Raw genomic sequence first — 23,152 nt, 5'->3', positions numbered from 1 at the left:
CCATTATGTAATTATAAACGACATCTGCGAATGAAAAATACCCTTTTTTATCTCCTTTGAAACGAAAGTTTTCCATTTCCAGCGTTTAGTGGGGTAGCTATCAATGAGTGCCCTTTCAAACCACTAAATTCCAGACTGCGGAATTTTTGCTTCATTAAAACAAAAAACTGCCAGTAATCCGGCAGCTTGAAAAGCTATTTTTTTATCATATCTTCTTTTTGATGAGGTTTCAAGAAGTCGGTCAGTCCATGCGCATCAAGCATTTCATCAAGAATCTCTTTAGCCTTTGTATCAGATGGAACAAGCGGATTGATGGTCATTGCTAGCAGCGCTTTATGATAGTCCTTTGATACGGCTGCTTCCGCTGCAATTCTTTCAAAAGATTTAATTTGCTGAACGAGTCCTCTTACTGGCACAGGCAGATCTCCAATAGCTATTGGCTTTGGCCCTTCTTTCGTTATAACGCAGTTGATTTCAACAGCTGAGTCAAAAGGTATGCTTGCGATTGCGCCGTTATTTTTCGTGTTAACAGGCTGAATGTCTCTGCTGTCGTTATAAATTGAATTTATTAGGCTGCAGGCTGCATCGCTGTAATAAGCTCCACCTCTTTTTTCAAGCTGCTTTGGCTTTTCGCCGAGTTCTGGATCTTTATAAAGCTCAAAAAGTTCTTTTTCCAGAGCTTTTACCACTTCAGCTCTTGTTCCATTTTCTTCAGCCGCTTTCTTTTCTTCCTCCAGCATTTTCTCTGTTTGGTAGTAATACCGATGATATGGGCATGGAAGAAAACCGAGAGCTCTGATAAATTCCGGCTCCCAGCCAAGATCAGCAATATTTTTCATTGTCAGGCTTTTATCGGGATCAGCTAATTTTTCAATGACTTCTTTTAAAACGGATGTGCCATCAACATAGACATCTAAACCAAAAACCATATGATTTAAACCGGCAAAATCAATGAATACTTTTTCCGGAGAAACGTCAAGCAGCTTGGCAATCCCCATTTTCATGCCGACCGGCACATTGCAAAGACCTACGACCTTTTTCCAGCTCGAGTGGCGAAGAACAGCCTCTGTCACCATTCCCGCCGGGTTGGTAAAGTTGATCAGCCAAGCATCTGGACATAATTCTTCCATATCTTTAATAATGTCCAAGATTACAGGAATTGTTCTGAGGCCTTTTAAAAGTCCGCCCGGACCATTTGTTTCCTGGCCGATCACACCGTATTTCAAAGGGATTCTTTCATCCTTTGCCCTGGCATCAAGCAATCCGACCCGAAACTGTGTTGTGACAAAGTCAGCATCTTTTAATGCCTCTCTTCGATTGGTCGTCAGGTGAATATGAATCGGGTGGCCGGCTTTTTCTACCATTCTTTGAGCCAAGCTTCCAACAATTTGCAGTTTTTCTTCCCCTGCAGGGATGTCAACTAGCCAAATTTCTCCGGCAGGCAAGCTGTCAAACCGTTTAATAAATCCCTCGATAAGCTCAGGCGTATAGCTCGACCCGCCTCCGATTGTCACAATCTTTAAAGGTTTTTTTACCATTCTCATTCTCCCTTTCTGCCCTTTTTGCAGCAGTTCTTTCTTAAACTTTGTTATTTTTTCATCTAAAAGTAAATTTAGAGCGAGAGTACATCTTCAAATTTTAAGAAAAGTTGCCACGAAGCTAATCTTTATGCTTGTTCCAGGCTAATACGAATAGCAGAATTTTTGCGAAAAAAGCATTTGCTGCCAAGCAAGCTTTAGCTTATTTCACAGCTTTCTTACATGCCCATAATGGCAGAGCATTATTTCATTTTTTTGAATCCATTCTTTTAGTTTTACATCTATTAACACGCTCGTTTCATATGCTCTTTGCTTATGATAGGAGCTGTTTTCCAAAAGCTGTTCATCCACATAACCGGGATGGCACATAATTTCAAGTATTTCCGTGTCAGCCATATCATTTAGAATTCGGATAAAATCCTCCTTTGTGAGCTTCTCTCCATAAAATGAAGAGCTAAACACAGAGGTTAGAACTTTTTCCTGATCAGGCAGAGAAGCCACCATCGGGTTTCTAACGGGAATACTTAAGCCTTCAGCTATTTCTTTTAAGATCTCCCACACGATCGGTTGACGGTGGACATGATGGTGACTGTCGAAATGGGTAGGCTGCAGGCCGGCTTTCAAAAATTTCGAGAGCTGAGCTTGAAATTCATCTTGAATCTCTTTTGCATTTAACTCCCTTTTGAAAAATTGCTGCTGTGTAAGAAATCGGCCGTTTTCTCCTTTCAAAGATGCCCCGTTTGTCAATGGAAATCCGGTTGTAAGTACAAAATGAACCCCAATGCCAAGATCCGGAGCATGCTTCGAAATGATACAGGCATGATCGGTACCAGGCATATTCATCATCATGGTGGCTGAGGTCAGTATTCCTTGATGATGGGCATCCAGTATTCCGTAATTCACACCGGGGGAATAGCCGAAATCATCTGCATTTACAATTAATTTCATGCGTTTGTATCCATTCCTCTCTTCACTTCACACTGCAAATTGCAAAGGCAGCTGATTATTTTAAGCCGATATACATAAACTGAGTTTCTCGAGCGTACGGAAATCGAAAGAAAGAAACAGGGATAATCGAACAATCCGCTTTCCTCTATGTCTGATTGCTCTCTGAAATACTTTGTACATTATGAATACATGTAAAAGCTGCCTTTTGGAATAGACAGCCCTTTTGATTTACTTTCTGAATTCCTGATACATGAAAATCATTTCCTTAGCCAATTCTCCAAGTGTCTCAGTTGAGATCATTAAATCTTCTGCATGAAGAACAAGGAGCGATATCTCTACCTTTTCCCCTGATGCTTCTTTTCTGATCAGCTCAGCGTGGACTCTATGGCCATCGGTTAGAAAGGATTGCGCCTCTGTTATTTTTTCATTTGCAGCTTCATTATTCCCTTCCCTTGCAAATTGGAGAGCCTCCATAAAGCTGCTTCTGGCAGAGCCAACCTGGCTGATCATTTGAAAAGCAACTAACTCCATGTCTTCCATATATCAGTCCCCTTTCGATGGATTAACTATAGAGGTGATGATAAAGTGCTCCTGTCATGCCGGCGTGATTTTTTAACAGGCATAGATCGATGACAGGATCAAGAGGGTTTAAACCGAGATAGACAAGCTGCTCCTTCAATTCGCTAATCAATGATGGCCGGGAGCTGATCGCGCCTCCTATCAGAATTTTGCGGGGATTTATGATATAACTCAGGTTAAATATCGAAATGGCGGTTGTCAGATAAAATTGCCTTACAAGCCCGACTGCTATTTCTTCTCTATCATCATAAGCGTTAAATACATCAAGGCCCGTTACTTCACCGAGAGGGAGCTCTTTCATAGCAGCGTAATGCTTTCTAAGAGAAAGAACAGATGCGATATGGCTTAAAATACTGTCATTCGGAGCTGAGTCTTGCACACCATGTGTAATCATGTAGCCAAATTCCCCTGCCTTAAAGGAGTGGCCTCTATACAGGCGGTTATCTATAAAAATGGCTCCTCCTACTCCTGTTCCAATTGTCATACACATAAAATCCCTATCCTTTTTGGCATTCCCTTTCCACTTCTCTCCAAGAGCAACGCAGTTCACATCATTTTCAACTGAGACCCTCAAGTTCAGTTTTTCTTCAAGTATGTCTTTTAAAGGTATCCGGTGAAATTCTGGAATGGCACCTCCATTTTCCAAAAATCCAGTTTCAGGATTAACAAAACCGGGAGCGCTGATCGCGACTCCCTTTATCCTTTTCTCTTTCTTTACAATTCTCTCTATTCCATCCAATATAGCTTTTCCAGAACCGTTTTCAGATGAAAATACATTTGGTGCTAAAAGGTTTCCATCTTGATCAGCAAGCGAATATTTTACGTCAGTTCCTCCTATATCAAAACAAATGTATTTGGGCATTATTGATCCTTCAAAGAATTCTCACTTGATATCGCGGCTGCTTTGTTTGCTGCTATGACGAATGGCAAATAAACAATGGTTGATATTGCGAGACAAAGGAACCCGACAAGGAGTGCAATCCAGTTACCGCCTGTTCCAAGGAATGGAATAAGGGGGCCGGGAGTAGTCCAAGGCACTGCATAAGCGACAGGTGGAATGATTTTAAACGCAATAAATAAGTAGCCGATAAACGTATTGATCGCAGGCACGATAATAAACGGAATAATGAAAAGCGGATTTAATACAATTGGGAGACCGAAGATGACAGGTTCATTAATATTAAAAATTCCCGGCGCGATAGCTAATTTTCCAATTTCCCTAAACTCTTTTCTTCTTGAAGCTATAAAAATAGCAATCAAAAGTCCAAGAGTCATACCGGATCCTCCGTAGTTAGCAAAGGCATCATTTAATGCCCAAGTCTCAGGATAAGGGGCTCCCCAAGGAGTGCCATGCTTGGCAACAAAGTTTAAGTTATCAAGATTTGCTTCTGTGAAAATCGTTTCCCTGATTGCAGCGATGGTGTTAGGGCCATGAATACCGAAAATCCAAAGGAAGTTGGAAACAACTCCGAGGAAAATAACGGTGCCTATATTCGTCCCCATCTCTTTTAACGGAGACTGCAGCACTTTGTAAACCCACTCATGCAGCCCATTAGGAGCTGCGAGAGAAATGAGATAGCTTAAAACAGCAAAGGCAACCGTAATAATGACAATTGGAAACAGCACTTTAAACGACCTGGTAATGGCAGGCGGCACTTGAGGCGGAAGTGTAACTTGAAGCCGTTTGGATCTTGAGAGCCTGCCGAAAATTTCGCCCACAACAAGCCCAACAATCAAAGCAACAAACAACCCTTGCGGACCAAGCCATTTGTTTGTCAAATAGGTCTGATTCTCAACAATCCGATATGGTGTATAGATAATAAAATAGCAGGAAACAGCAGTTAGACCGCAGAGCAAATCATCCGCTTTCATTGAGATGGCCATATTCCTGCCTACCAGGTAGACAATAAATACAGCCATAATATCAAGGGACCCTCTTAAAACCGGAGTAAAGATAGCCTGCGCGTCAGCAAGATGAGGAAATAGAGTTGGAAGGAATAGAATTTTTGCAATAAATCCATCAGGAGAAAGAATGGCAAAGTTTAAAAGAATAATAATCGATCCTGCCATCGTAATAGGAAACAAAAGGATAAAGGCATCTCTGACGGCTCCTAGATGACGCTGTGAATTCAGTTTTGTGGCAATCGGGACCAGAAAGCGTTCCATTGCGGACTCAAATTTAGCCATGAACCCCATTTGTATACCCCCCAAGGAATGTGCTATTTTTTCTATCTTATGATTTATTAAGCAGCACAAAGGCTCTTTCTAATACAGCTTTTCCGTTCATCGTTCCGTAATCCCTCATATTGATCACTTCGATTGGAACATGATTCGGTACGATCGCTTCTACCTGAGATTTTTGATAACGAACCTGAGGCCCTAATAGGACCACATCCACTTTATCTGCAACAGAGCTGCATTCTGAAATGGGCAAAGCAAAAATTTCAATTTCTTCTCCAATTACTTTGGCATGATCCTGCATTTTGTTCACTAGCAGGCTAGTAGACATACCAGCTGCGCACACAAGCAATATTTTAGTCAAGACGTTTCCCCCTAAGCTTCTCTCTTTTTGGATTGCCGCTTATCCTTTCATACTGAACAGCTTTTTCATTTGCATAGGCTCCTCTATTCCAGTTTGATTAATCCCCTCCTTTTTTTGCGGAAGGGAAGCTATGCCGGATTCATCTGGGCCTTTAGGGCTTCCCCCTAAAAAATCATATGCGTTGGCCTATTAAAATATCATGTCTCTTGCAAAAATAATGATAACGCTTTCTTTTTAAGCCGTTCATCCATTAAGGCGTTTCTGATTTTTGTTCCTTGTTTAAGAATGCGTTCCTCTATTGGAACATACCGTTCTTTTCGGGAATAAGAAAAAATAAGAAAAAAGACCCGATTTGGTCTTTTTTCTTAGATTTTATATTCACACTCTTCAAAGTTTCCTATATTTTAGACATGCACTACTTTAGCTTACGATGCTTTTCTTAATTCATTTCCCCTCCGCCGCTTACAGGCATATAGCTGCCAGTAAGATAGGAGCTGTCTTCGCTTGCAAAAAAGGCGATTGCCCTTGCAATATCTTCTGGCTGTGCGAGGCGCTGAAGAGGCAAATACGAAGCCTGCTGTTTCTTGAACTCTTCAGGAAGATGGGCTGTGGCGTCAGTTTCGACCATTCCAGGAGAAACAACATTTGCTGCTATGCCTCTCCCGCCAAATTCATGTGCGATGTATTTAACAAAGCTGTTTAGAGCTCCTTTAGATGTTCCATGAGAGATAAAATTGGGAGCTGGATGATTACTTAACCCGCTTGAAACATAAATCAATTTTCCATGCTTGTATTCAAGCATATAAGGGAGGACAGCTTTAGTCGAAACAAATGCAGCCTGAAGCTCATCTTCCGTTTTTTGAATGAATTCCTCCCAGCTGATTTCTTCAAACGATTTTTCCGCAAAAGACATTCCGGCATTGTTGACAAGAATATCAATCTTTCCATAAAGACCCAATGTTTTTTGAACAAGTTCTTCCATTTGCTTTTGATTTCTCGCATCTGCTTGAATGGCCTCAGCCTCACCGCCGCTCTCTCTTATGGAGGTAACAACCATATCTGCAGCTTCTTTGTTCCTGGCGTAATTAACAGCCACCTTTGCTCCGCGCTCTGCCAATATTTTTGCGGCAGCTGCACCGATCCCCCTGCTTGCTCCTGTAACGATTGCCGTCTTCCCTCTCATGCTTTTTCAGCTCCCTGCTCTTTTTTCAAGCATTATAACAATGATAAATTTATAAACTAAATAACCTGTATTCTTTAAAATGAAACCAGCTGAGAGGGATTTCAGCATAAATGTTTCATACTTAGACAGACTGGTTTCGCCTCATCTTTTCTTTAAGTACGTTCAAAAATCCGAAAGTTAACATCAGAAAAATTCAAGAAAAAAATACTTCTTATTTTTTGTCTTTTACCAGGTTGAAAGGTATCATTTCCATTAAGCAGCCTATTTTTTGAGGCAGACAAAATAACTTGGAGGCTTTAATCATGGAAAACAAAACAAGATCTGCATTCCGGCAGGTAAGTGAAATTTCCACGAAAGAAGAACGCTATAATCCCTTTGCATGGTACAGTAAAATGAGAAAAGAAGAGCCTGTCAGATGGGACGAGGATCGGCAGTCATGGGATGTTTTCCGGTATGAGGATGCAAAGCTGGTTTTAGAAAATAAGGAGCTGTTTTCTTCCAACAGAGGCGCTAATATCGAGGAAAAGGATCAGTCACCGCTGGCTGTCAGCTTAATAAATCTCGATCCTCCAAAGCATACCCAGATGCGTTTTCTTGTTAATAAAGCTTTTACACCTAGGGCAATGAAAGAATGGGAGCCGCGAATCCAAAAGATTGTTGAGCTATTACTGGATGATATTTCTGAAACTCAGGAAGCAGATGCAGTCAGTGCTTTAACAAATCCTTTACCTGTTATGGTTATCGCTGAAATTCTTGGTGTACCAATTGAAGATCAGAAAAAATTCAAGGAATGGTCAGATTGGATTGTAGCTGGGCCTAAAGACAACAGTGAGGAAGAAATTCAGCGCCTGCAAAAAAACCAAGAAAGATCACATCGCGAATTAGTTGACTATTTCGAAAATATCATAAACATAAAAAATCAGCAGCCCGGTGATGACATTATCTCAGTACTTTTAAATGCTTCCATCAATGATGAAAAGCTGACAAAAAATGAGATCATCGGCTTCAGTATTCTATTACTAGTTGCTGGGAATGAAACGACTACAAACTTAATCTCGAATGCTTTATATTGTTTTACGGAATATCCTGAACAGTATCGAAAAGTAAAAGAGAACCCTGAAAAGTTCCTGGCTTCAGCTATTGAGGAAGTGCTTCGTTTCAGATCCCCTGTTCAGGCGATGAACCGGATTGCCAAGGAGAATACATGGATTGGAAGCAGAGAAATACAGGAAGGTGAAAACATTGTAGCCTGGATTGGATCGGCTAATCGAGATGATGATCAATTTGAAAATGCCCAGGAATTTGATGTGGCTAGAAAGCCGAATCCCCATATGGCCTTTGGCAAGGGCATTCACTTCTGTCTCGGTGCTCCGCTAGCAAGAATGGAAGCTGAAATTGCTCTAAAAGAATGGATCAAACGATTTCCGGACTTTGAACGCAGTGAAAACTTCACGTTAGAACCCATCGAAAGCAGCTTTGTGTATGGTTTAAAGGAATTTAAGTTAAGGATTATTTAATAAGGCTGTTTTTGCAAGGATTGCTTCTATTCATTTTGGCTTAGAGGATGCACAAAATTTTCTTCATGGCATCTTTTCTTAAAATTCGCAGATGTATTCGTGCTCTAAAAAGAAGAAAGCACGCTGTTTAGTGTGCTTTCTTTATATAGGCCTACATACCTTTTTTTTTCACGGCAGGCAGCGGTATTTTCACCTGCACTCTGCTTCCTAATGTAAAGAAAAAGATACTGCCAAGCGTGATGGCGGAGATAACAGCAAACATAACCCCGCTTCCCATTTGGCCTAATAAATAGCCTCCGAGAATTGGACCTGCAAAGCTTCCAACTCTTCGAAACTGATTTGCCCCAAAGTATGTCCCTCTTAAATGGTCCTTTGCCAGCTCGTCTATGATCACACTGCTTGAAGGGAAAATAAGAATTTCCCCTACTGTAAATAGAGCCATGGCGATCACAGCACTGATCCATCCGTTGGCAATTCCGAATCCAGCTAATCCTGCTGCTGTTAAAATGGCTCCGAATATCATTACCTGCATCGGTTTGTATTTTTCAGCTATATGACTGATTGGCATTTGAAAAAAAACAACCATACAAGCGTTTACTGATAAAAGAATGGAATAAATAAACACACTGTTTGCAATTGAATAGTTTAAGCTTTGAGGAAGATTTGATTCCATTTGGGCATAGCCGATATTTATCAGCATGCCACCAAGAATTAAAAACCGCAGTGCCCGATCTCTTTTGACAATATGAAGAGCTGCCTTAAAAGTAACAGGCTCTTTCCCTGCAATTCCTGATTGAAATGAAAATCGGTTCATTAGCAGAAAGAGGACGATGCTGTACAAAAAATAAATGCTTGCAGTGATAATAAATGTTGCCTTTGGCGATGTACTTGCCATATACGCTCCTGCCAAAGGTCCCACAGCAGCTCCGATGTTTATAGCAGTATAGCGCAGAGAATAGGCTTTCATCCGTTTATCCTTTTCCGTCAGATCTGCTATTAAAGCCTGTGACACGGGTTCAAAGAATGAATTGCAAAGGCCATTCAGCGCATTCAAACAGATAAACCATATTGGCGTTTGAGCTGCAGAGAAGCCTAAATACACAAAGGAAAGAAGAAATAATGAACTCAGCATGACCGGCTTTCTTCCAAAGCGATCTGATAAATGACCCCCTATAAATCCCCCGGCAGTCGACATTAACGGGCTGATCCCAACAGTGAGTCCTATAAGTAAAGGTGACAGTTCCATCTTTTCAGACAAGTAAATGGCCAAAAAAGGAAGGGTCATGGCCACTGCCCCTCTTGTCAAAATGGTTCCCATTAGCAGCACCCACACGATCGGGTGAAATTGGCTGATTGACCGTTTAACTTTTTCCATAGCTGCGCCCCACTTCTCTTAACAATTTCTTCTATAATCATATACTGTTTTTCTATTCAGTAAAATTAAATTTTTCAAATATCAGGCAATAAGAAAAAGTTATCAAGGAGTGTATATACAACAAAAAAACCTTATTTAAAGGCTGTTTTCGTAACGATTGTTATTTTTCGCACATGCTCTTATCACGCATTAATTCTAGCTTCGGGGCATCTTTTCTTAAAGTTTTTGCCATCCCAATGGTTTCGAGGACTAAATATTGTGTCATGAGCAACAAAATTTAAGAAAAGAGCCTATTTAAAAAAGCCATCCAAATTGGATGGCTTTCACATATACAAAAATATTTAAGCACTTTTCTTAGGTTCTCTCATGATAATTGGATAAAGAAGCAGTCCAATTACAAACAATCCGATACCAAGGGCAAAGGTTTTTAAATCAGCTGTACCTGTTTTAATGACCCAGATGGAATAAAGTAAGGCTAAAATGGTGATCAGTCCATCCCCTATTCTGGATCCTTTTATGACATTATACGTCTCACCGGTAATGACAAGCTTTAACTGATAAATAGCTGAAACAAGATAAGGTATTAAGTAAGCAAGTGTTGCTACAATAATTACAAAATTGTAGGCATCTGATACAGTGCCCGAAATGGTGGAAAACAAAAATACTTGTGTCATGATATTGGTCACTGTCAAAGAATTAATTGGACTGCCGTTTTTATTTGTTTTTGCAAAAAAGCGAGGAAACAAGTCTTCTTTAGCTGCTCTATAAGGAACTTCTGAGCTGACAACAATCCAGCCAACTGTAGATCCAAATAAGGAAATGAGTGCAAGCAGCGCCAGAATAATGGCTCCTTCATGGCCAATAACAGCACTTAGCGCATCAACAAGAGGCCGCTGAGATTCTTTCAGCTGTTCTCCTGGAAGGGCACCCATTGTGAGCAAAGTGATCCCAATGTAAATGACAAGTGAAATTATAAGTCCAATAATTGTTGCTTTTTTAACGTCACCCTGTGATTTTGCTCTGTTGGAGAGCATAACTGCTGATTCAATGCCGATAAATGCCCATAACGTTGCGATAGCAGCAGAATTAACTTGTCCCCCTAAAGAAACGGACTGTCCTTTTGCATCTAAATATGCTTTGCCGATACCTAAATTGGTCACATCAAATATAAAAAGAGTCGCAACGATGAACAATGCAAATCCTAATATTTTTGCAATGGTGGCAGCAAGATTCAGTCCCCCGGCACCATCAAAGCTTTTTGAAAGAATAGCCTGGATGCCCCAAAGCATGACTGTACACACCATAAACGTTATAAATTTCCCAAGCTCAAGTGTAAAAGAGCCGATTGTAAATAACGGCACGGCGCTTTCCATTATCGGAAAAAACGTTGAAAGATAGCCAGCAAAAGAAATGATGACTGAAGCTGTTGCAGACCAATTGGCTGCCCAATAGCCCCATGCCATACTGTAGCCTGCAGCTCTTCCGGATTTCGGAGAAGGAAACAGCGCTTGTGCATAGCTTTGCGGTCCAGCTTTAAGATCTGGCTTCCTTATAGATAAATTGCCAAAAACAAGAGCAATCATAAAAACGCCGATTCCTGTCAAAATCCAAGCGAGTGTTGATCCGGAAGGACTTGAAACAGAGGCTAGATTTGCAGGAAGCATAAAAATACCACCGCCAACCATATTTCCAACTACAAACATTGTGAGAACCCAAATTCCCCATTTTTTCTCCATATCTATCGAACCTTTCTGTAACTTCACGTTGTATGAATGAATGATTTCTATATTTAATAAAGCTATTATAGCGAAATATTTTAGTTTGGTAAAGTGGTAACATGCTAGCAAAATAAAGAAATTGTTTTTTTCGGAGTTTTTTCTCGCCGATTATTCCTCTATTTTGAGGAAAATTGACGTTTTTCATAAAGGCTCTTTTCTTAAACTTTGTTTTTTCATCCATTTAAGTGAATATAGGACAAGAATACAGTTGCAAATTTTAAGAAAAGATGCATAGATAATTTATGAACTTTCGATCACTGCCCAATTCAATAAGGTTTTCCTATCATTCATGAAGTTTCAAAAGCATCTTTCGCATTCTTTAAGACCAGCTCAAAGTGACTTCTTGCCAATTTTATGTTATATTCAATGTGATAAAAGCACAGAATAATAACAGAACCCCAAAGGTGCGCTAACACCTAAGGGGCTCATATACAGTCAGGCTTCCCTTCAAGGGGGGAAGGCTGTACAAAAAATGGAATTACCAAAAACCACCCTTTGCCGCCAAGCTCAAGGGTGGTTTACTTTTTATCTTTACCGCGAAATGACAAGATTGCAACGACAAGACTTGCAAACCCAATCATCAAATGCATCGCTTGATAAACTGTCAAGGCCCCACCCCCTTTCATAGAGGGGATTATCCGGAACCTTCCACCCTTGAGTTAACCTGATTGTACCCTATCAATATATCATAATCCCTCATGAAACCTTTTACCTATCTTTCAAAGATTGTGGACTTGACTTTGTTAACTGGCTGAAATCGGGGTTCAGTTAGCTAAACAGTCAGTTCTTCAAGCCTAACCCCGGGTTTTACTGTCCAAATATAGGAATCAATTGATTTGAATCTAATTACTTTCCAATTCAAGATTTACAATCTATGCAAAGATTACTCCCTTCTTTTAAATAACAAAAAAAGACCAAATCATAAAGATTTGGCCTATCCCTTATTATTTAAGATCTCCCGTTTCAGCTGCTTTACAGATTGCCTTATATCAGGTGCTTTGCTGATTGCCGAGATAACTGAAACACCGTCTGCTCCCGCTTCTATTACCGTACCAGCATTATGCTCATTAATACCGCCTATGCCGACGATCGGGAAACTGATTCCAATTTTACGCAGATTTTCAATAAGAGAAGTCCCTTGTACAGCCTTAGCATCATCTTTTGAGTCAGTAGGAAATATAGGTCCTATGCCAAGGTAATCTGCTCCATCCTCAATAGCTTTTTTTGCCTCTTCTACAGTGTGAACGGAAACCCCAAGCCATTTATTTTTCATTTCATTTTTTGCTGTTATGGCAGCCGCATCCTCCTGCCCGATGTGAAGACCGTCTGCACCGATTTTCACTGCCAGCTCCAGATCATCATTCACAATAAAAGGAACTCCATTTTCTTTGCACATTTCGAAAAGCTCTGCCGCAAGCTTTTCTTTTGCAGCCCCTTGCAAGGAACCTTTGCCTTTTTCCCGGAATTGAAACATAGTGATCCCAGCCGTCAGTGCCTCTTTCAGCACCTCTTTAAGCGGTTTCTCACAGTTTAAAGTCCCTGCTATAAAATAGACTTTTAGGCAATCTCTTATTTTCAGTTTCTCAGTCAACCGCCAATCACTCCCTCGCTTCTCAAGTGCTGATAAGCCCAATGATTGGTTGGGCCGTGTCCCTCTCCAATTTCCAGAGTGAATTCAATCGCGGCCTGGATATACTGCTTAGCTGTCTGTACAGCTTCCATAACACTTTTCCCTTTTGCAAGCTCTGCACAAATAGCGGCTGAAAAGGTACAGCCTGTTCCATGGGTATGTTTTGTGGCAATTCGTTTAGAGCTAAAATGAGAGAACTCTTTCCCATCATATAGAACATCAATGGCTTCCTCTTGTTCTTCGCTATGCCCGCCTTTAATGATAATATGATCTGCTCCCATTTCGTGAAGGGCTAAACAGGCTTTTTCCCTATCACTTATATTGGTTATTTTTTCACCTGTCAGTGCTTCCGCCTCAGGAATATTTGGGGTAATTATTTTTGCCAACGGAATCAATTCTGTTTTCAAAGCTTCCATTGCTTCTTCCTTCAGCAATGGACTCCCTCCCTTAGCAATCATCACAGGATCAATCACCAAATTACTCCATTGATATTCTTTCAGCATTTTAGCTGCTGATAAAATCATTTCAGTATTGAAAAGCATGCCCGTTTTAACCGCATCAGGCTTTAAATCAACACCAACCGCTTTTAACTGCTGTTCAAGTGCTTCAGCAGGCAGAGGATAAACTCCATGCACCCCTAATGTGTTTTGTGCGGTAACCGCTGTAATGGCTGACATACCATATACTCTCAGCTCCTGAAAGGTTTTCAAATCCGCCTGAATTCCGGCTCCGCCTCCTGAATCAGATCCTGCAATCGTCAATGCTTTTGAGATTTTCATTTATCTGGCTCCTTCCTTAAACGTAATTTGAAAGTTTCCCAGTTTCATAACATCAGCCCGCGAAACTAGTGCCAGCTGGTTTAGAAATTCAATTTGAAAGCTGCCCGGCCCTTTTTCAGCTTCTTCTTCGGCAGCTTTTTCTGCTGCAGTGCCATAATAAATAAGAGCTGAAGCGGCGGCTTTAAGAGGATCTGATTCCACAGCCGAGAATGCCCCAAGTACAGAAGTCAGCAAACAGCCTGTCCCTGTTACTTTTGTGAGCATTGAATGGCCATTTTTGACCACAATCGTTGTCCTGCCATCTGTAATAATATCCTCACTGCCTGTAATTACTATATTGATACCTAATTCTGTTGCCGCTTTCTCAGCAAGTTTTATTTTGTCGCCTTTACCTTCACCTGCGTCTACCCCTTTGATCTCCCAGTCTTCTCCAGCCAAATTGGCCATTTCAGCTGCATTCCCTCTGATAGTAGTAATCTTTATTTCTTGTAACAGCTTACGTGCTGTACCACTTCGATAGGCTGTTGCTCCTGCAGCAACAGGATCGAGGATGACCGGCACTCCGTGTTGATTGGCTGATTTCCCTGCTAAAATCATTGCTTCAACAGTATCCTCAGATAGCGTTCCTATGTTAAGCACTAGTGCTCTGGATGCTGCAGCCATTTCAGCAGCTTCTTCTTTTGCATCGGTCATAACAGGTGATGCGCCTAGAGCAAGCAGACCATTGGCCGTAAAATTTGCAACGACAATATTCGTTATATTGTGAATCAGCGGATTTTCTTTTCTCACTTTTTCAAGGCTGTTACACACTTCTTCTAATTTCATCATCATATCCTCCTCATTTTTAAAAAAATACAAGCGCATGTTCCTAATGAATTCGTATTGATAGTGAAAAGAAACGCAAAAAGACACTTCACCGCAGCAAAGTGTCTTTAGTATCATTAGAAATCAATGAAACGAAAGATATGAGTCTCATCCCTGCGCAGGCATTATCCAACAGGTTCATGCGGTCTACGGCAGAATGGCCGTACTCTCAGCCTGCTTCCGCAAGCTCCCGATTTATTTGTTAGTAGTTTACAAGAGTAGAGTAAAAAATGCAAGATTGAGTCTTTTTTTTGACAAAATATTTCTGAATTTAGGAAAAATTCGTTATACTTGATTTAACAAAGAGTGAAAATCCTCACTGGCATTAGTAAATGGAAGGTTACTGGTTCTTTTCTTTTGAAAAGAATTAAGTATAAGAATTTACATCAATTAGGGGGAATTGTATGAACGCTTTTTTAAGAAGAAAATCAATCCAAAAATTGCAGCAGGAGGGTGAGACAAGTTCAGGGTTAAAACGCGTTCTGAATCTTTGGCAATTAAGTGCTATTGGCCTTGGCGGCATCATTGGGGTCGGAATTTTTGTTTTAACCGGACAGGCCGCTGCGCATCAGGCTGGTCCTGCCGTTGTTTTATCCTTTATTATTGCTGGCCTTGCTAGTGCTGCTGCAGCTTTATGCTATGCAGAATTTGCTGGATTAATTCCTGTCGCCGGGAGCGCATACACATACAGCTATGCTGTTCTTGGAGAAGGAGCAGCCTGGCTAATTGGCTGGGATTTGCTGCTCGAATATACACTCGTCGTCGCCACCGTAGCCATTGGCTGGTCAGGATACATGCAGGCGCTCCTAAAACAGATTGGGCTGGCTATTCCTGCATGGGCTCAAGGAGCTCCAGGTACAGGTGATGGACACATGGTCGATTTAGTCGCAGTCCTTGTCAGTCTCGCCATTGCAGCCTTACTTACAAGAGGAATGGAAACAGGGGCTAAATTCAATTCGGCAATGGTCGTTATCAAGCTAGCAGTCATCATAGTTGTTATTGCAGTGGGAGCTTTTCATATTAATACTGCAAATTGGAATCCGTTTATGCCTTTTGGGTTCCAAGGAGTTATGGGAGGTGCTGCCCTCGTTTTCTTTGCGGTTTTTGGGTATGATACATTAACAACTGCTGCTGAGGAAGCAAAAAATCCGCAGCGCGATTTGCCGAGAGCTGTTGTCATTTCTCTTGGATGCGCTCTTGTATTATATATAGGGATGTCACTTGTTATCACAGGTATGGCTCATTACAAAACACTGGGTAACCCTGCTCCGGTAGCTGCTGCTTTTGAATCAGCCGGGTTAAAGTGGATGACCATTCTTATTTCTGCTGCAGCAGTTGCCGGGATCCTTTCTGTTCTGTTTTCCTTCATGCTTGCCGGATCCAGAATCTGGTTTGCTATGGGCCGGGACGGGCTTTTGCCAAAATGGTTTACGAAAGTCCATCCAAAATACAAAACTCCTTACAGGCCTACCGTTATCATAGGAATTATTACTGCAGCAGTATCTGGTTTTACACCGATTAATGAAGTAGCAGAACTGGTCAATATTGGTACCCTGTCAGCATTTGTCCTGATTTGCAGTTCTATTATCGTATTAAGGGTGAAACAGCCAAAACTTGAGCGTAAATTCAGAACCCCATGGGTACCGTTTATTCCTGTGGTGGGTATTCTGTTTTCTCTTTATCTCATCATCAGCCTTCCTCCAATTACTTGGATCCGATTTGTCATATGGATGGTTATCGGAATGATTATTTATTGGTTTTACGGAAGACGGAAAAGCAATTTAGCAAGAGAATAAGCAAAGTCTCTTATGCTAAATATTAATGGATTTAGTAAAAATACCATCTGCCAATTTTAGGGAAATAAATTGTCATTAAGCATATCAAAAGCACCCTAAGCAAATATAATTAGCTGTCATCTGAGCCAGATGGCAGCTTTTTTTTCATACTATTCTTTGTTAGAGTGGTAGAGTGCCATTCGTATAAAATCTAAAAACAGCTATACAGGAGTTTATTTGGTGTTAACTCTCCTCTTTTCATCTAAACAGCTCTCTTTTCCCTAGGCTCTGTTAATGCTTTATGTTGATTTTTACACCTTGTTGATTGGAGCGGGTGCTGAGACTCCTGCTTAGAAAAGCGTGTTAAGGGAAACCCCGCAGGAGCAAAGCGACGGGGAGGCTCTAAGGTAACCCCGCTAAAGCTTGAGTGCCTGGCTAGCTGCAATCAACAGCCAAGTTTAACAGAGCCTTTCCTAGGCTACAGTCTTAAGAAGGATCTAGAATAATTTTTTATGAACCAAAAGACAGGCGGCAAAACGCCTAGTTTCCTGGTGCAGGATTAGGGAAAGGAAATAATACTGAAATCGATCCCACTTTCAAAGATTCAAAGATAAGTCACAATTTATTTAAGGAGGCAAACCAAATGAACAACTTGGCCAGCTTAATTGTTAGTAAGGAGATCTCCCGTGTATAAAAAAATCGGAATTGCCGTGTTAATCGTCCTTACCGCTTTTTTCGCTTTTTATTTTGCTGTAAAGAATGATAAAAAAATATCACACCCCATAAACAGCAAAAAAGTAATTAATGTGAAAAAATATGGAGCAGCAGGAAACGGAAAAAAAGATGACACCCAGGTCATCCAAAAAGCTCTTTCAGATGGAGCTGGAGGTAAAATTTACTTTCCTAAAGGAAACTACAAGATTTCAAGAGAACTGGAAGTCACAGATGGCACTGAGGTGTTCGGAAAAGATGCAGAATTGCAGGCTGCACACAGCCTCGACAGTGTTATCCAGCTTAAAGGTGAAGATATTCATCTTCATGATTTAACCATTGATGGCCGTTACACTTCCCTAAAAGGAATTACAGTTGCGGAAGGCTCCAAAAACATAACCATTAAAAACAGCCTGATACATAATTTCACCCAGCCTAAAAAAATTGAGCTATCCCGCTTAACCGTCAGCGGGGTCCGAATAGAAGGCGGCGTCAAAGATGTATTGATTGATAAGAGCAGCATTCAGAATGTAAAAGCCAAGCACCCTATTAAAGGCTGGGACCATTTTGTTGCAAGAGGTATACTGATCAGTCCTGAATCAAACAAGCAGCCCGATACAGAAAACGTCACGATCTCTCATTCGACTTTCCGAAATATTGGTCCTAAGGATGATGGAGATGGAATCGTTGTACAGGGCTTCAAAAACAAAGTCAATCTGAAAGTATTGAATAACTCTTTTAGCTATACGTTTAAAAGAGCGATCAAAATTCAATCTCCAGGTGCGCTGATTAAAGGAAACAAAATTTATAATAACTTTAACGGAAACAATTTTTACTCCACCTATAAAGAAACAAATGATTATGATATGTGGGCTGCTATTTCCGCGTATGCCAATTATGTAACAATTGAAAAAAACACGATAAGCGGTGAGGGAAATTATCAGCGGATTATAGATGTAGCTAACGCCAGCCACATTAAAATCACTAACAATTTTATTAAAAATGGCAAGAAAGGCAATTACAAAAACTCTGATATCGTCGCTATCACCAATAATGCTAAAGACAATATTAAAGACTTTACTGTTTCAAACAATGTTTTTATAAATGGAAGATATGGAGTTTATGCCGAGCATGGCATCCCTGATCTAACAGTGAAGGACAACAAACAAATCAATGTTCAGGATTATCAATATCCCTACCCTTCTCAAATGGCGAGTGAATAGATTTCAGAAGCACCAGATTATTCTGCTGCTTCTTTTTTTATTTCTGGTAAGAAACCCTGTGCCTCTTCATTAAAGGCATGTACCTTTTTTTCTGTTAACTGGTCATCTACCGTTTTCCTCGCTTTCATATCGGCATACATTAATAGCATGCTTTGAAAGCTCTGTTACGCATAGCCTAAAAGAAAGGGAGCTATTATGAAAATAAGTAAAAAAAGTAAAGTAGTGCTTCAGTTGAAAGACACGGTCAGGCCAGAATTGCCAAAAACTCATTTTAAAAGGTATCAATGGAGAATGGTAGAGAACAAGAGAAGCTGGAGAATGGAGCTTTTTCTAAAGGATTTCAAAAAGTTCAGCAAAAAAATCGGCCAATTTTTTTCAAAGCTATTCAAAAAGAAATCATAATATATTTTATCCCATGAAAAATCCCTCTTGCATCGCTGGAGGCCACTGAAAATCAGCCGGTTTTTTGATTTCCTGGTAGCCCTAAATACAAAAAAGCCGTACTTATTCCATATATTTGGAATAAGTACGGCTTTTTTCATGTTTTCCATTTTCTTTTTTACCCTATTCCCACCAGCTTCAGGATTCTTTTTAGATTGACGGTAAATATGGCCATGGCTCCTTGCATTTCCATCCAATCAGACCTGAGAATGTGGCTACATCATACCCGTATTTGGTTTCATAGCACTAGGTTGATTGAAACGGAAGGTGTGAGACCCCGCAGGCGCATTAGCGCAGAGGAGGATCACCGCAGCCCCGCGGAAAGCAAAGCATTCTGGAGTGGAAATCAACCGGCCAATTTAACAAAGGCTATCCTTTAAAGACTTTTTCAGTGGCCTTGCATCGCTGCAAAAGGGATTCTTCAATAAAACTTCAAACATTATCTGGTTTCTTAATGTATAAGAAAGGCTGTTTTCGAAAAGATTGATGCTGCTTGTATATGGTTAAAACACGCATGAAGATAAGCTTCGTGGCATCTTTTCTTAAAATTCGCAGCGGTATATTGGTGCGCAATCATCTAAAATAGCTGGGAAAGCAATAGTGTTTAAGAAAAGAGCCTAACGGAATGATGATCTGCAAAGTATTTATTGTTATAATAAAAGCAAAAAAGGAATAAAATCAGAGCAAAAAAAGACAATCATTCCTTTAGGAAAATAATACGGTCAGGTGATTTAGTTGAAAAAAACCTCTGTTGGAAAGCTTTATGATGACATTTATGAAAAGCTTGATAACGATCATGAGAAAATTCTAAAATTGATCACTGAAGAAAAACAAAGCCCCTATTCTATAGAAGAAACCGAGAAACTTGGCAGAATGGAACTAGCTCTCCAAACAGCTAAAGACATAATGGAAAATATTATGGCTCCTGGGACCAGCATGAAAATCATGCATTCAAAAGGTTCTCTTACGATCGAAATTGATAAGAAACAGCATGACTAATGGATGGGAGGCAAATCATCCTTCCAGTCCAGTTTGTTTTTTCTAATCTCCCCTGGAGAATATCCGGTCACTTTTTTGCAGACCTTGTTCAAATAATTAGCACTCGTATACCCGGCCATTCTGGCTATTTCTTCAATGGAATACTTTGTATGATTCAAAAGCTCAATCGCTTTTTGAATTCTGATTTTGGTCAAATATTGAATCGGCGTCATTCCTGTAGTCTGTTTAAAAACTCTTACGAAATGGTATCTGGATAGGCCAGAAACCTCCGCCATATTATCAGGTCCTATATTTTCCCTGAAATATTGCCTCGCATAAAGTGCTGAACGCACAATGTCATCAGGCCACTCTTCCATTTTTGAATCCATACTTGCCGCGTACTCATAAAGTTCCATTAAAAATTGGTAAGCAAGACTGGAGCCCCTAAAAGCATTGGTGATTTTTTTGCTGCTGGCTTCCTCCAGAATCTGCTGCAGTGCTTGAATCGGCGCAGCATCCGGATGAAACCGTATGACCGATAGACCATTCTTTTGAATAGTCCTCCAGCATTTTTCTGCCTCATCGCCATAAAGCGTTAAATACATGAATTCCCACTCTTCACTATCTTTAGGAAGGTAATATCGGTATTCGCTTGGGCTTTTCACAAGAAAAGCATGCCCTGGATGAAGACGGTGCACCTTTCCTTCTATTTCAATTTCCCCTTTTCCGGATAAAGTATATTGAAAAATAACCTTCCCCATATCCTTCCGTTCCAGACCATCCCAGGAATAAATACTTGAAGAATGTTTATCCCATCCTACAGACCAAAGCTGAGCAATACGGTTAACTGCAGGCTCTTTAAAACGAAAGGCAACGGTGCCATATGTTTTTCTAATCATCATCACCACCTGCCTTACAGCAAATTTTTCGTAGAAAAAGGAATGTTATCTCTTTTATCTACAAGATTATACGTTAACATTAGCAAAAAAAAGCTATTTTCTTCAATTAATTTTACCATTGCCCGGCAAATGAAATCGAACTACAATAAGGATGTGATGATGAATCCGTTTACAATAATAACTTAAGAAATTTAAAGCCAAATTTGCAGGTGATACGATGATGGAAAAAAGTTTAAGAAAAATATTCCGTGAAACATTTGAAAGCCAAAATAATGAGAGGGCTTTTTACGCTCCAGGCCGCGTCAATTTGATTGGTGAGCACACTGATTATAATGGCGGACACGTTTTTCCTTGCGCATTAAATATTGGAACATATGCAATCGCGGAAAACAGACAGGATCGTCTCTTTCGGGTAACCTCCCTGAATTTTAAAGAGATTGGCATTATTGAATTCAGCCTTGACGATCTTTCCTATAATAAAGAACATGATTGGGCGAACTATCCTAAAGGTGTTATTAAGGAGTTTGCAGATAAAGGAATTGCAATTAATCAAGGTATGAACATTCTTTATTACGGCAATATCCCTAACGGTGCAGGGCTCTCTTCTTCAGCATCAATTGAACTCGTTACAGCTGTGCTTGTTAATGAGCTAAGCCGTGCCGGCGTTGACATGATAGAGATGGTCAAAATGAGCCAGCATGCAGAAAACGAATATATCGGTGTTAAAAGCGGGATCATGGACCAGTTTGCAATCGGATTGGGAAAAGATGAGTCAGCGGTTCTCCTGAATTGCCAAACACTTGAATACCATTACAGTCCGCTTGAACTGGATGATGCTGTTCTCGTGATCGCCAATACGAATAAAAGAAGAACGCTTGCTGATTCGAAGTATAATGAGCGGAGAAGCGAATGCGATCGGGCACTCCTGCAGCTTCAATCGGTTCTTGAGATTCAATCACTTGGTGATTTATCAAAAGAAGAATTCTTGAAGCATCAGCATTTGATCACAAATGAAACAGACAGAAAAAGAGCAAAGCATGCCGTTTATGAAAACCTGCGCACCTTAAAGGCCGTTCAGCTGCTTAAAGAAGGCAATGTTGCAGGATTTGGACAACTTATGAATGAATCTCATGAGTCTTTGAGATATGATTATGAAGTAACGGGCAAAGAGCTGGATAGCATGGTGGAAGCTTCCTGGAAAGAGCCTGGAGTTATCGGCTCAAGAATGACCGGAGCAGGGTTTGGCGGCTGTACAGTCAGTATTGTGAAAAAAGACTATGTTTCTTCATTTCTCGAAAATGCAGGAAAAGCATATGAAGCAGAAACGAACCTAACGCCTGATTTCTATGTTGTAGAAGTCGGCAATGGCGCAAGAGAAATTTTCGATATATAAGGAGGAGAAGAACGATGGCAATTTTAGTATGCGGCGGTGCGGGATATATTGGAAGCCATGCAGTATCAGAGCTTTTGGACAGAGGAGAAGAGGTTGTTGTAGCAGATAACCTGAAAAAAGGCCATCCAGAGGCCATTCTGGAAAAAGCCAAGCACTATACTGGCGATCTTCGGGACGAACCATTTTTACAGAAGATTTTTGAAGAAAATGACATTGAAGCAGTGATGCATTTCGCGGCTGACTCCCTTGTCGGGGAAAGCGTGGAAGAGCCTTTGAAATATTACGATAATAACGTTTACGGTGCGTTGCAGCTGTTAAAAGCAATGAAACAATACGATGTAAAAAAAATCGTTTTCTCTTCCACTGCTGCAGCTTACGGTGAACCTAAAAACGTGCCAATCCTTGAAACAGATCCTACAGAACCAACTAATCCATATGGTGAAACAAAACTGGCTATTGAAAAAATGCTGAAATGGTCAGAAAAAGCACATGGCTTAAAATATACTGTTCTTCGTTATTTTAATGTTGCGGGTGCTCATATGGAAGGAAAACTAGGTGAAGACCACAAGCCTGAAACACATTTAATTCCGATTATTCTTCAAGTAGCTCTTGGACAAAGAAACAAAATCATGATCTTTGGTGATGATTATGACACACATGACGGCACTTGCATCAGGGACTACATTCATGTTACAGATCTGGCTGATGCCCATGTCCTGGCTCTTGAGAAACTGCGGAAGGATAACACATGCGGTACATACAATCTTGGTAACGGAAACGGATTTACTGTTAAAGAAGTTATTGATACGGCAAGAAAAGTTACCGGTCACAGCATTCCGGCTGAAGTAGCACCTAGACGGGCAGGAGATCCTGCGAAGCTTGTCGCTTCCTCTGAAAAAGCAATGCAGGAGCTTGGGTGGAAACCAAAGTATGCAGCACTTGAAACTATGATTGAAAGTGCCTGGAACTGGATTCAGGAACATCCGAACGGATATTAAG

The 23,152-nt window shown here is 40.6% G+C and carries 21 protein-coding genes; 6 read left to right on the top strand and 15 right to left on the bottom strand.

The window, feature by feature from the left end:
• Positions 1 to 194: 194 nt before the first annotated feature.
• The 7 genes from ACOT8F_RS04965 to ACOT8F_RS04935 form a co-directional block, all read right to left on the bottom strand.
• The gene (locus ACOT8F_RS04965) at positions 195 to 1,538 is read right to left on the bottom strand and encodes a 6-phospho-beta-glucosidase (RefSeq protein ID WP_421650443.1); all 1,344 of its coding nucleotides are present in this window, start codon (positions 1,536 to 1,538) and stop codon (positions 195 to 197) included.
• A gap of 207 nt (positions 1,539 to 1,745) precedes the next feature.
• On the bottom strand, positions 1,746 to 2,486 hold the full coding sequence (gene chbG / locus ACOT8F_RS04960; RefSeq protein WP_421650442.1) for a chitin disaccharide deacetylase: 741 nt from the start codon (positions 2,484 to 2,486) through the stop codon (positions 1,746 to 1,748).
• Between the two features lie 228 nt (positions 2,487 to 2,714).
• A complete protein-coding gene (locus tag ACOT8F_RS04955; RefSeq protein ID WP_421650441.1) occupies positions 2,715 to 3,026 on the bottom strand; it encodes a PTS sugar transporter subunit IIA in 312 nt (103 codons plus the stop codon).
• A 22-nt stretch (positions 3,027 to 3,048) separates the two neighbouring features.
• The gene (locus ACOT8F_RS04950) at positions 3,049 to 3,927 is read right to left on the bottom strand and encodes an ROK family protein (protein WP_421650440.1); all 879 of its coding nucleotides are present in this window, start codon (positions 3,925 to 3,927) and stop codon (positions 3,049 to 3,051) included.
• Entirely contained in the window at positions 3,927 to 5,261 is a 1,335-nt protein-coding gene (locus ACOT8F_RS04945; RefSeq protein WP_421650439.1) for a PTS sugar transporter subunit IIC, read from the bottom strand. Before ACOT8F_RS04945 ends, ACOT8F_RS04950 begins: the two co-directional genes overlap by 1 nt.
• A 37-nt stretch (positions 5,262 to 5,298) precedes the next feature.
• A complete protein-coding gene (locus ACOT8F_RS04940) occupies positions 5,299 to 5,607 on the bottom strand; it encodes a PTS sugar transporter subunit IIB (protein WP_421650438.1) in 309 nt (102 codons plus the stop codon).
• A gap of 439 nt (positions 5,608 to 6,046) precedes the next feature.
• Positions 6,047 to 6,790, bottom strand: a complete 744-nt coding sequence (locus ACOT8F_RS04935; RefSeq protein ID WP_421650437.1) for an SDR family NAD(P)-dependent oxidoreductase — start codon at positions 6,788 to 6,790, stop codon at positions 6,047 to 6,049.
• 302 nt (positions 6,791 to 7,092) lie between these two features.
• Here ACOT8F_RS04935 and ACOT8F_RS04930 point away from each other — a divergent pair, with 302 nt between their 5' ends.
• On the top strand, positions 7,093 to 8,307 hold the full coding sequence (locus ACOT8F_RS04930) for a cytochrome P450 (protein WP_421650436.1): 1,215 nt from the start codon (positions 7,093 to 7,095) through the stop codon (positions 8,305 to 8,307).
• Between the two features lie 151 nt (positions 8,308 to 8,458).
• Here the strand turns inward: ACOT8F_RS04930 and ACOT8F_RS04925 are convergent, their stop codons facing one another.
• The 6 genes from ACOT8F_RS04925 to thiM all read right to left on the bottom strand — a co-directional run bounded on the left by ACOT8F_RS04925 (position 8,459) and on the right by thiM (position 14,694).
• Complete coding sequence (locus ACOT8F_RS04925; RefSeq protein WP_421650435.1) at positions 8,459 to 9,682, bottom strand: MDR family MFS transporter; 1,224 nt, start codon at positions 9,680 to 9,682, stop codon at positions 8,459 to 8,461.
• 341 nt (positions 9,683 to 10,023) lie between these two features.
• Positions 10,024 to 11,418 (bottom strand): amino acid permease, encoded by a 1,395-nt coding sequence (locus ACOT8F_RS04920; protein WP_421650434.1) that lies wholly within the window; start codon positions 11,416 to 11,418, stop codon positions 10,024 to 10,026.
• Between the two features lie 560 nt (positions 11,419 to 11,978).
• Positions 11,979 to 12,068 (bottom strand): putative holin-like toxin, encoded by a 90-nt coding sequence (locus tag ACOT8F_RS04915; RefSeq protein ID WP_421650433.1) that lies wholly within the window; start codon positions 12,066 to 12,068, stop codon positions 11,979 to 11,981.
• Positions 12,069 to 12,394: 326 nt separating this feature from the next.
• Entirely contained in the window at positions 12,395 to 13,051 is a 657-nt protein-coding gene (gene thiE / locus ACOT8F_RS04910) for a thiamine phosphate synthase (RefSeq protein WP_421650432.1), read from the bottom strand.
• Positions 13,048 to 13,869, bottom strand: coding sequence for a bifunctional hydroxymethylpyrimidine kinase/phosphomethylpyrimidine kinase (gene thiD, locus ACOT8F_RS04905; RefSeq protein WP_421650431.1), 822 nt, complete (start codon positions 13,867 to 13,869; stop codon positions 13,048 to 13,050). The genes thiE and thiD overlap by 4 nt, the downstream gene beginning before the upstream one ends.
• Positions 13,870 to 14,694 carry a hydroxyethylthiazole kinase gene (thiM, locus tag ACOT8F_RS04900; protein ID WP_421650493.1) on the bottom strand — a complete coding sequence of 275 codons (825 nt, stop codon included), beginning with the start codon at positions 14,692 to 14,694 and terminating at the stop codon, positions 13,870 to 13,872. It abuts the gene before it with no gap.
• A 443-nt stretch (positions 14,695 to 15,137) separates the two neighbouring features.
• Here thiM and ACOT8F_RS04895 point away from each other — a divergent pair, with 443 nt between their 5' ends.
• Both ACOT8F_RS04895 and ACOT8F_RS04890 read left to right on the top strand, forming a co-directional pair.
• On the top strand, positions 15,138 to 16,529 hold the full coding sequence (locus ACOT8F_RS04895) for an amino acid permease (RefSeq protein WP_421650430.1): 1,392 nt from the start codon (positions 15,138 to 15,140) through the stop codon (positions 16,527 to 16,529).
• A 665-nt stretch (positions 16,530 to 17,194) separates the two neighbouring features.
• The gene (locus ACOT8F_RS04890) at positions 17,195 to 18,442 is read left to right on the top strand and encodes a glycosyl hydrolase family 28-related protein (RefSeq protein WP_421650429.1); all 1,248 of its coding nucleotides are present in this window, start codon (positions 17,195 to 17,197) and stop codon (positions 18,440 to 18,442) included.
• Between the two features lie 17 nt (positions 18,443 to 18,459).
• On the opposite strand, the gene ACOT8F_RS04885 is transcribed toward ACOT8F_RS04890, so the two are convergent.
• Positions 18,460 to 18,591, bottom strand: a complete 132-nt coding sequence (locus tag ACOT8F_RS04885; RefSeq protein ID WP_421650428.1) for a hypothetical protein — start codon at positions 18,589 to 18,591, stop codon at positions 18,460 to 18,462.
• A 1,027-nt stretch (positions 18,592 to 19,618) separates the two neighbouring features.
• On the opposite strand from ACOT8F_RS04885, the gene ACOT8F_RS04880 reads away from it, so the two are divergent.
• A complete protein-coding gene (locus ACOT8F_RS04880) occupies positions 19,619 to 19,882 on the top strand; it encodes a hypothetical protein (RefSeq protein ID WP_421650427.1) in 264 nt (87 codons plus the stop codon).
• Here the strand turns inward: ACOT8F_RS04880 and ACOT8F_RS04875 are convergent.
• Positions 19,879 to 20,763 carry an AraC family transcriptional regulator gene (locus ACOT8F_RS04875; protein WP_421650426.1) on the bottom strand — a complete coding sequence of 295 codons (885 nt, stop codon included), beginning with the start codon at positions 20,761 to 20,763 and terminating at the stop codon, positions 19,879 to 19,881. The genes ACOT8F_RS04880 and ACOT8F_RS04875 overlap by 4 nt on opposite strands.
• 214 nt (positions 20,764 to 20,977) lie before the next feature.
• On the opposite strand from ACOT8F_RS04875, the gene ACOT8F_RS04870 reads away from it, so the two are divergent.
• Together ACOT8F_RS04870 and galE are read left to right on the top strand one after the other, a co-directional pair.
• Positions 20,978 to 22,153, top strand: a complete 1,176-nt coding sequence (locus ACOT8F_RS04870; protein ID WP_421650425.1) for a galactokinase — start codon at positions 20,978 to 20,980, stop codon at positions 22,151 to 22,153.
• A gap of 14 nt (positions 22,154 to 22,167) precedes the next feature.
• A complete protein-coding gene (galE, locus tag ACOT8F_RS04865; RefSeq protein WP_421650424.1) occupies positions 22,168 to 23,151 on the top strand; it encodes a UDP-glucose 4-epimerase GalE in 984 nt (327 codons plus the stop codon).
• Position 23,152 lies beyond the last annotated feature (1 nt).

Source organism: Chryseobacillus diguaensis (assembly GCF_049220665.1).
GTDB lineage: Bacteria > Bacillota > Bacilli > Bacillales > Bacillaceae > Metabacillus_B.
This window is presented reverse-complemented; position numbering and strand designations above follow the sequence as displayed.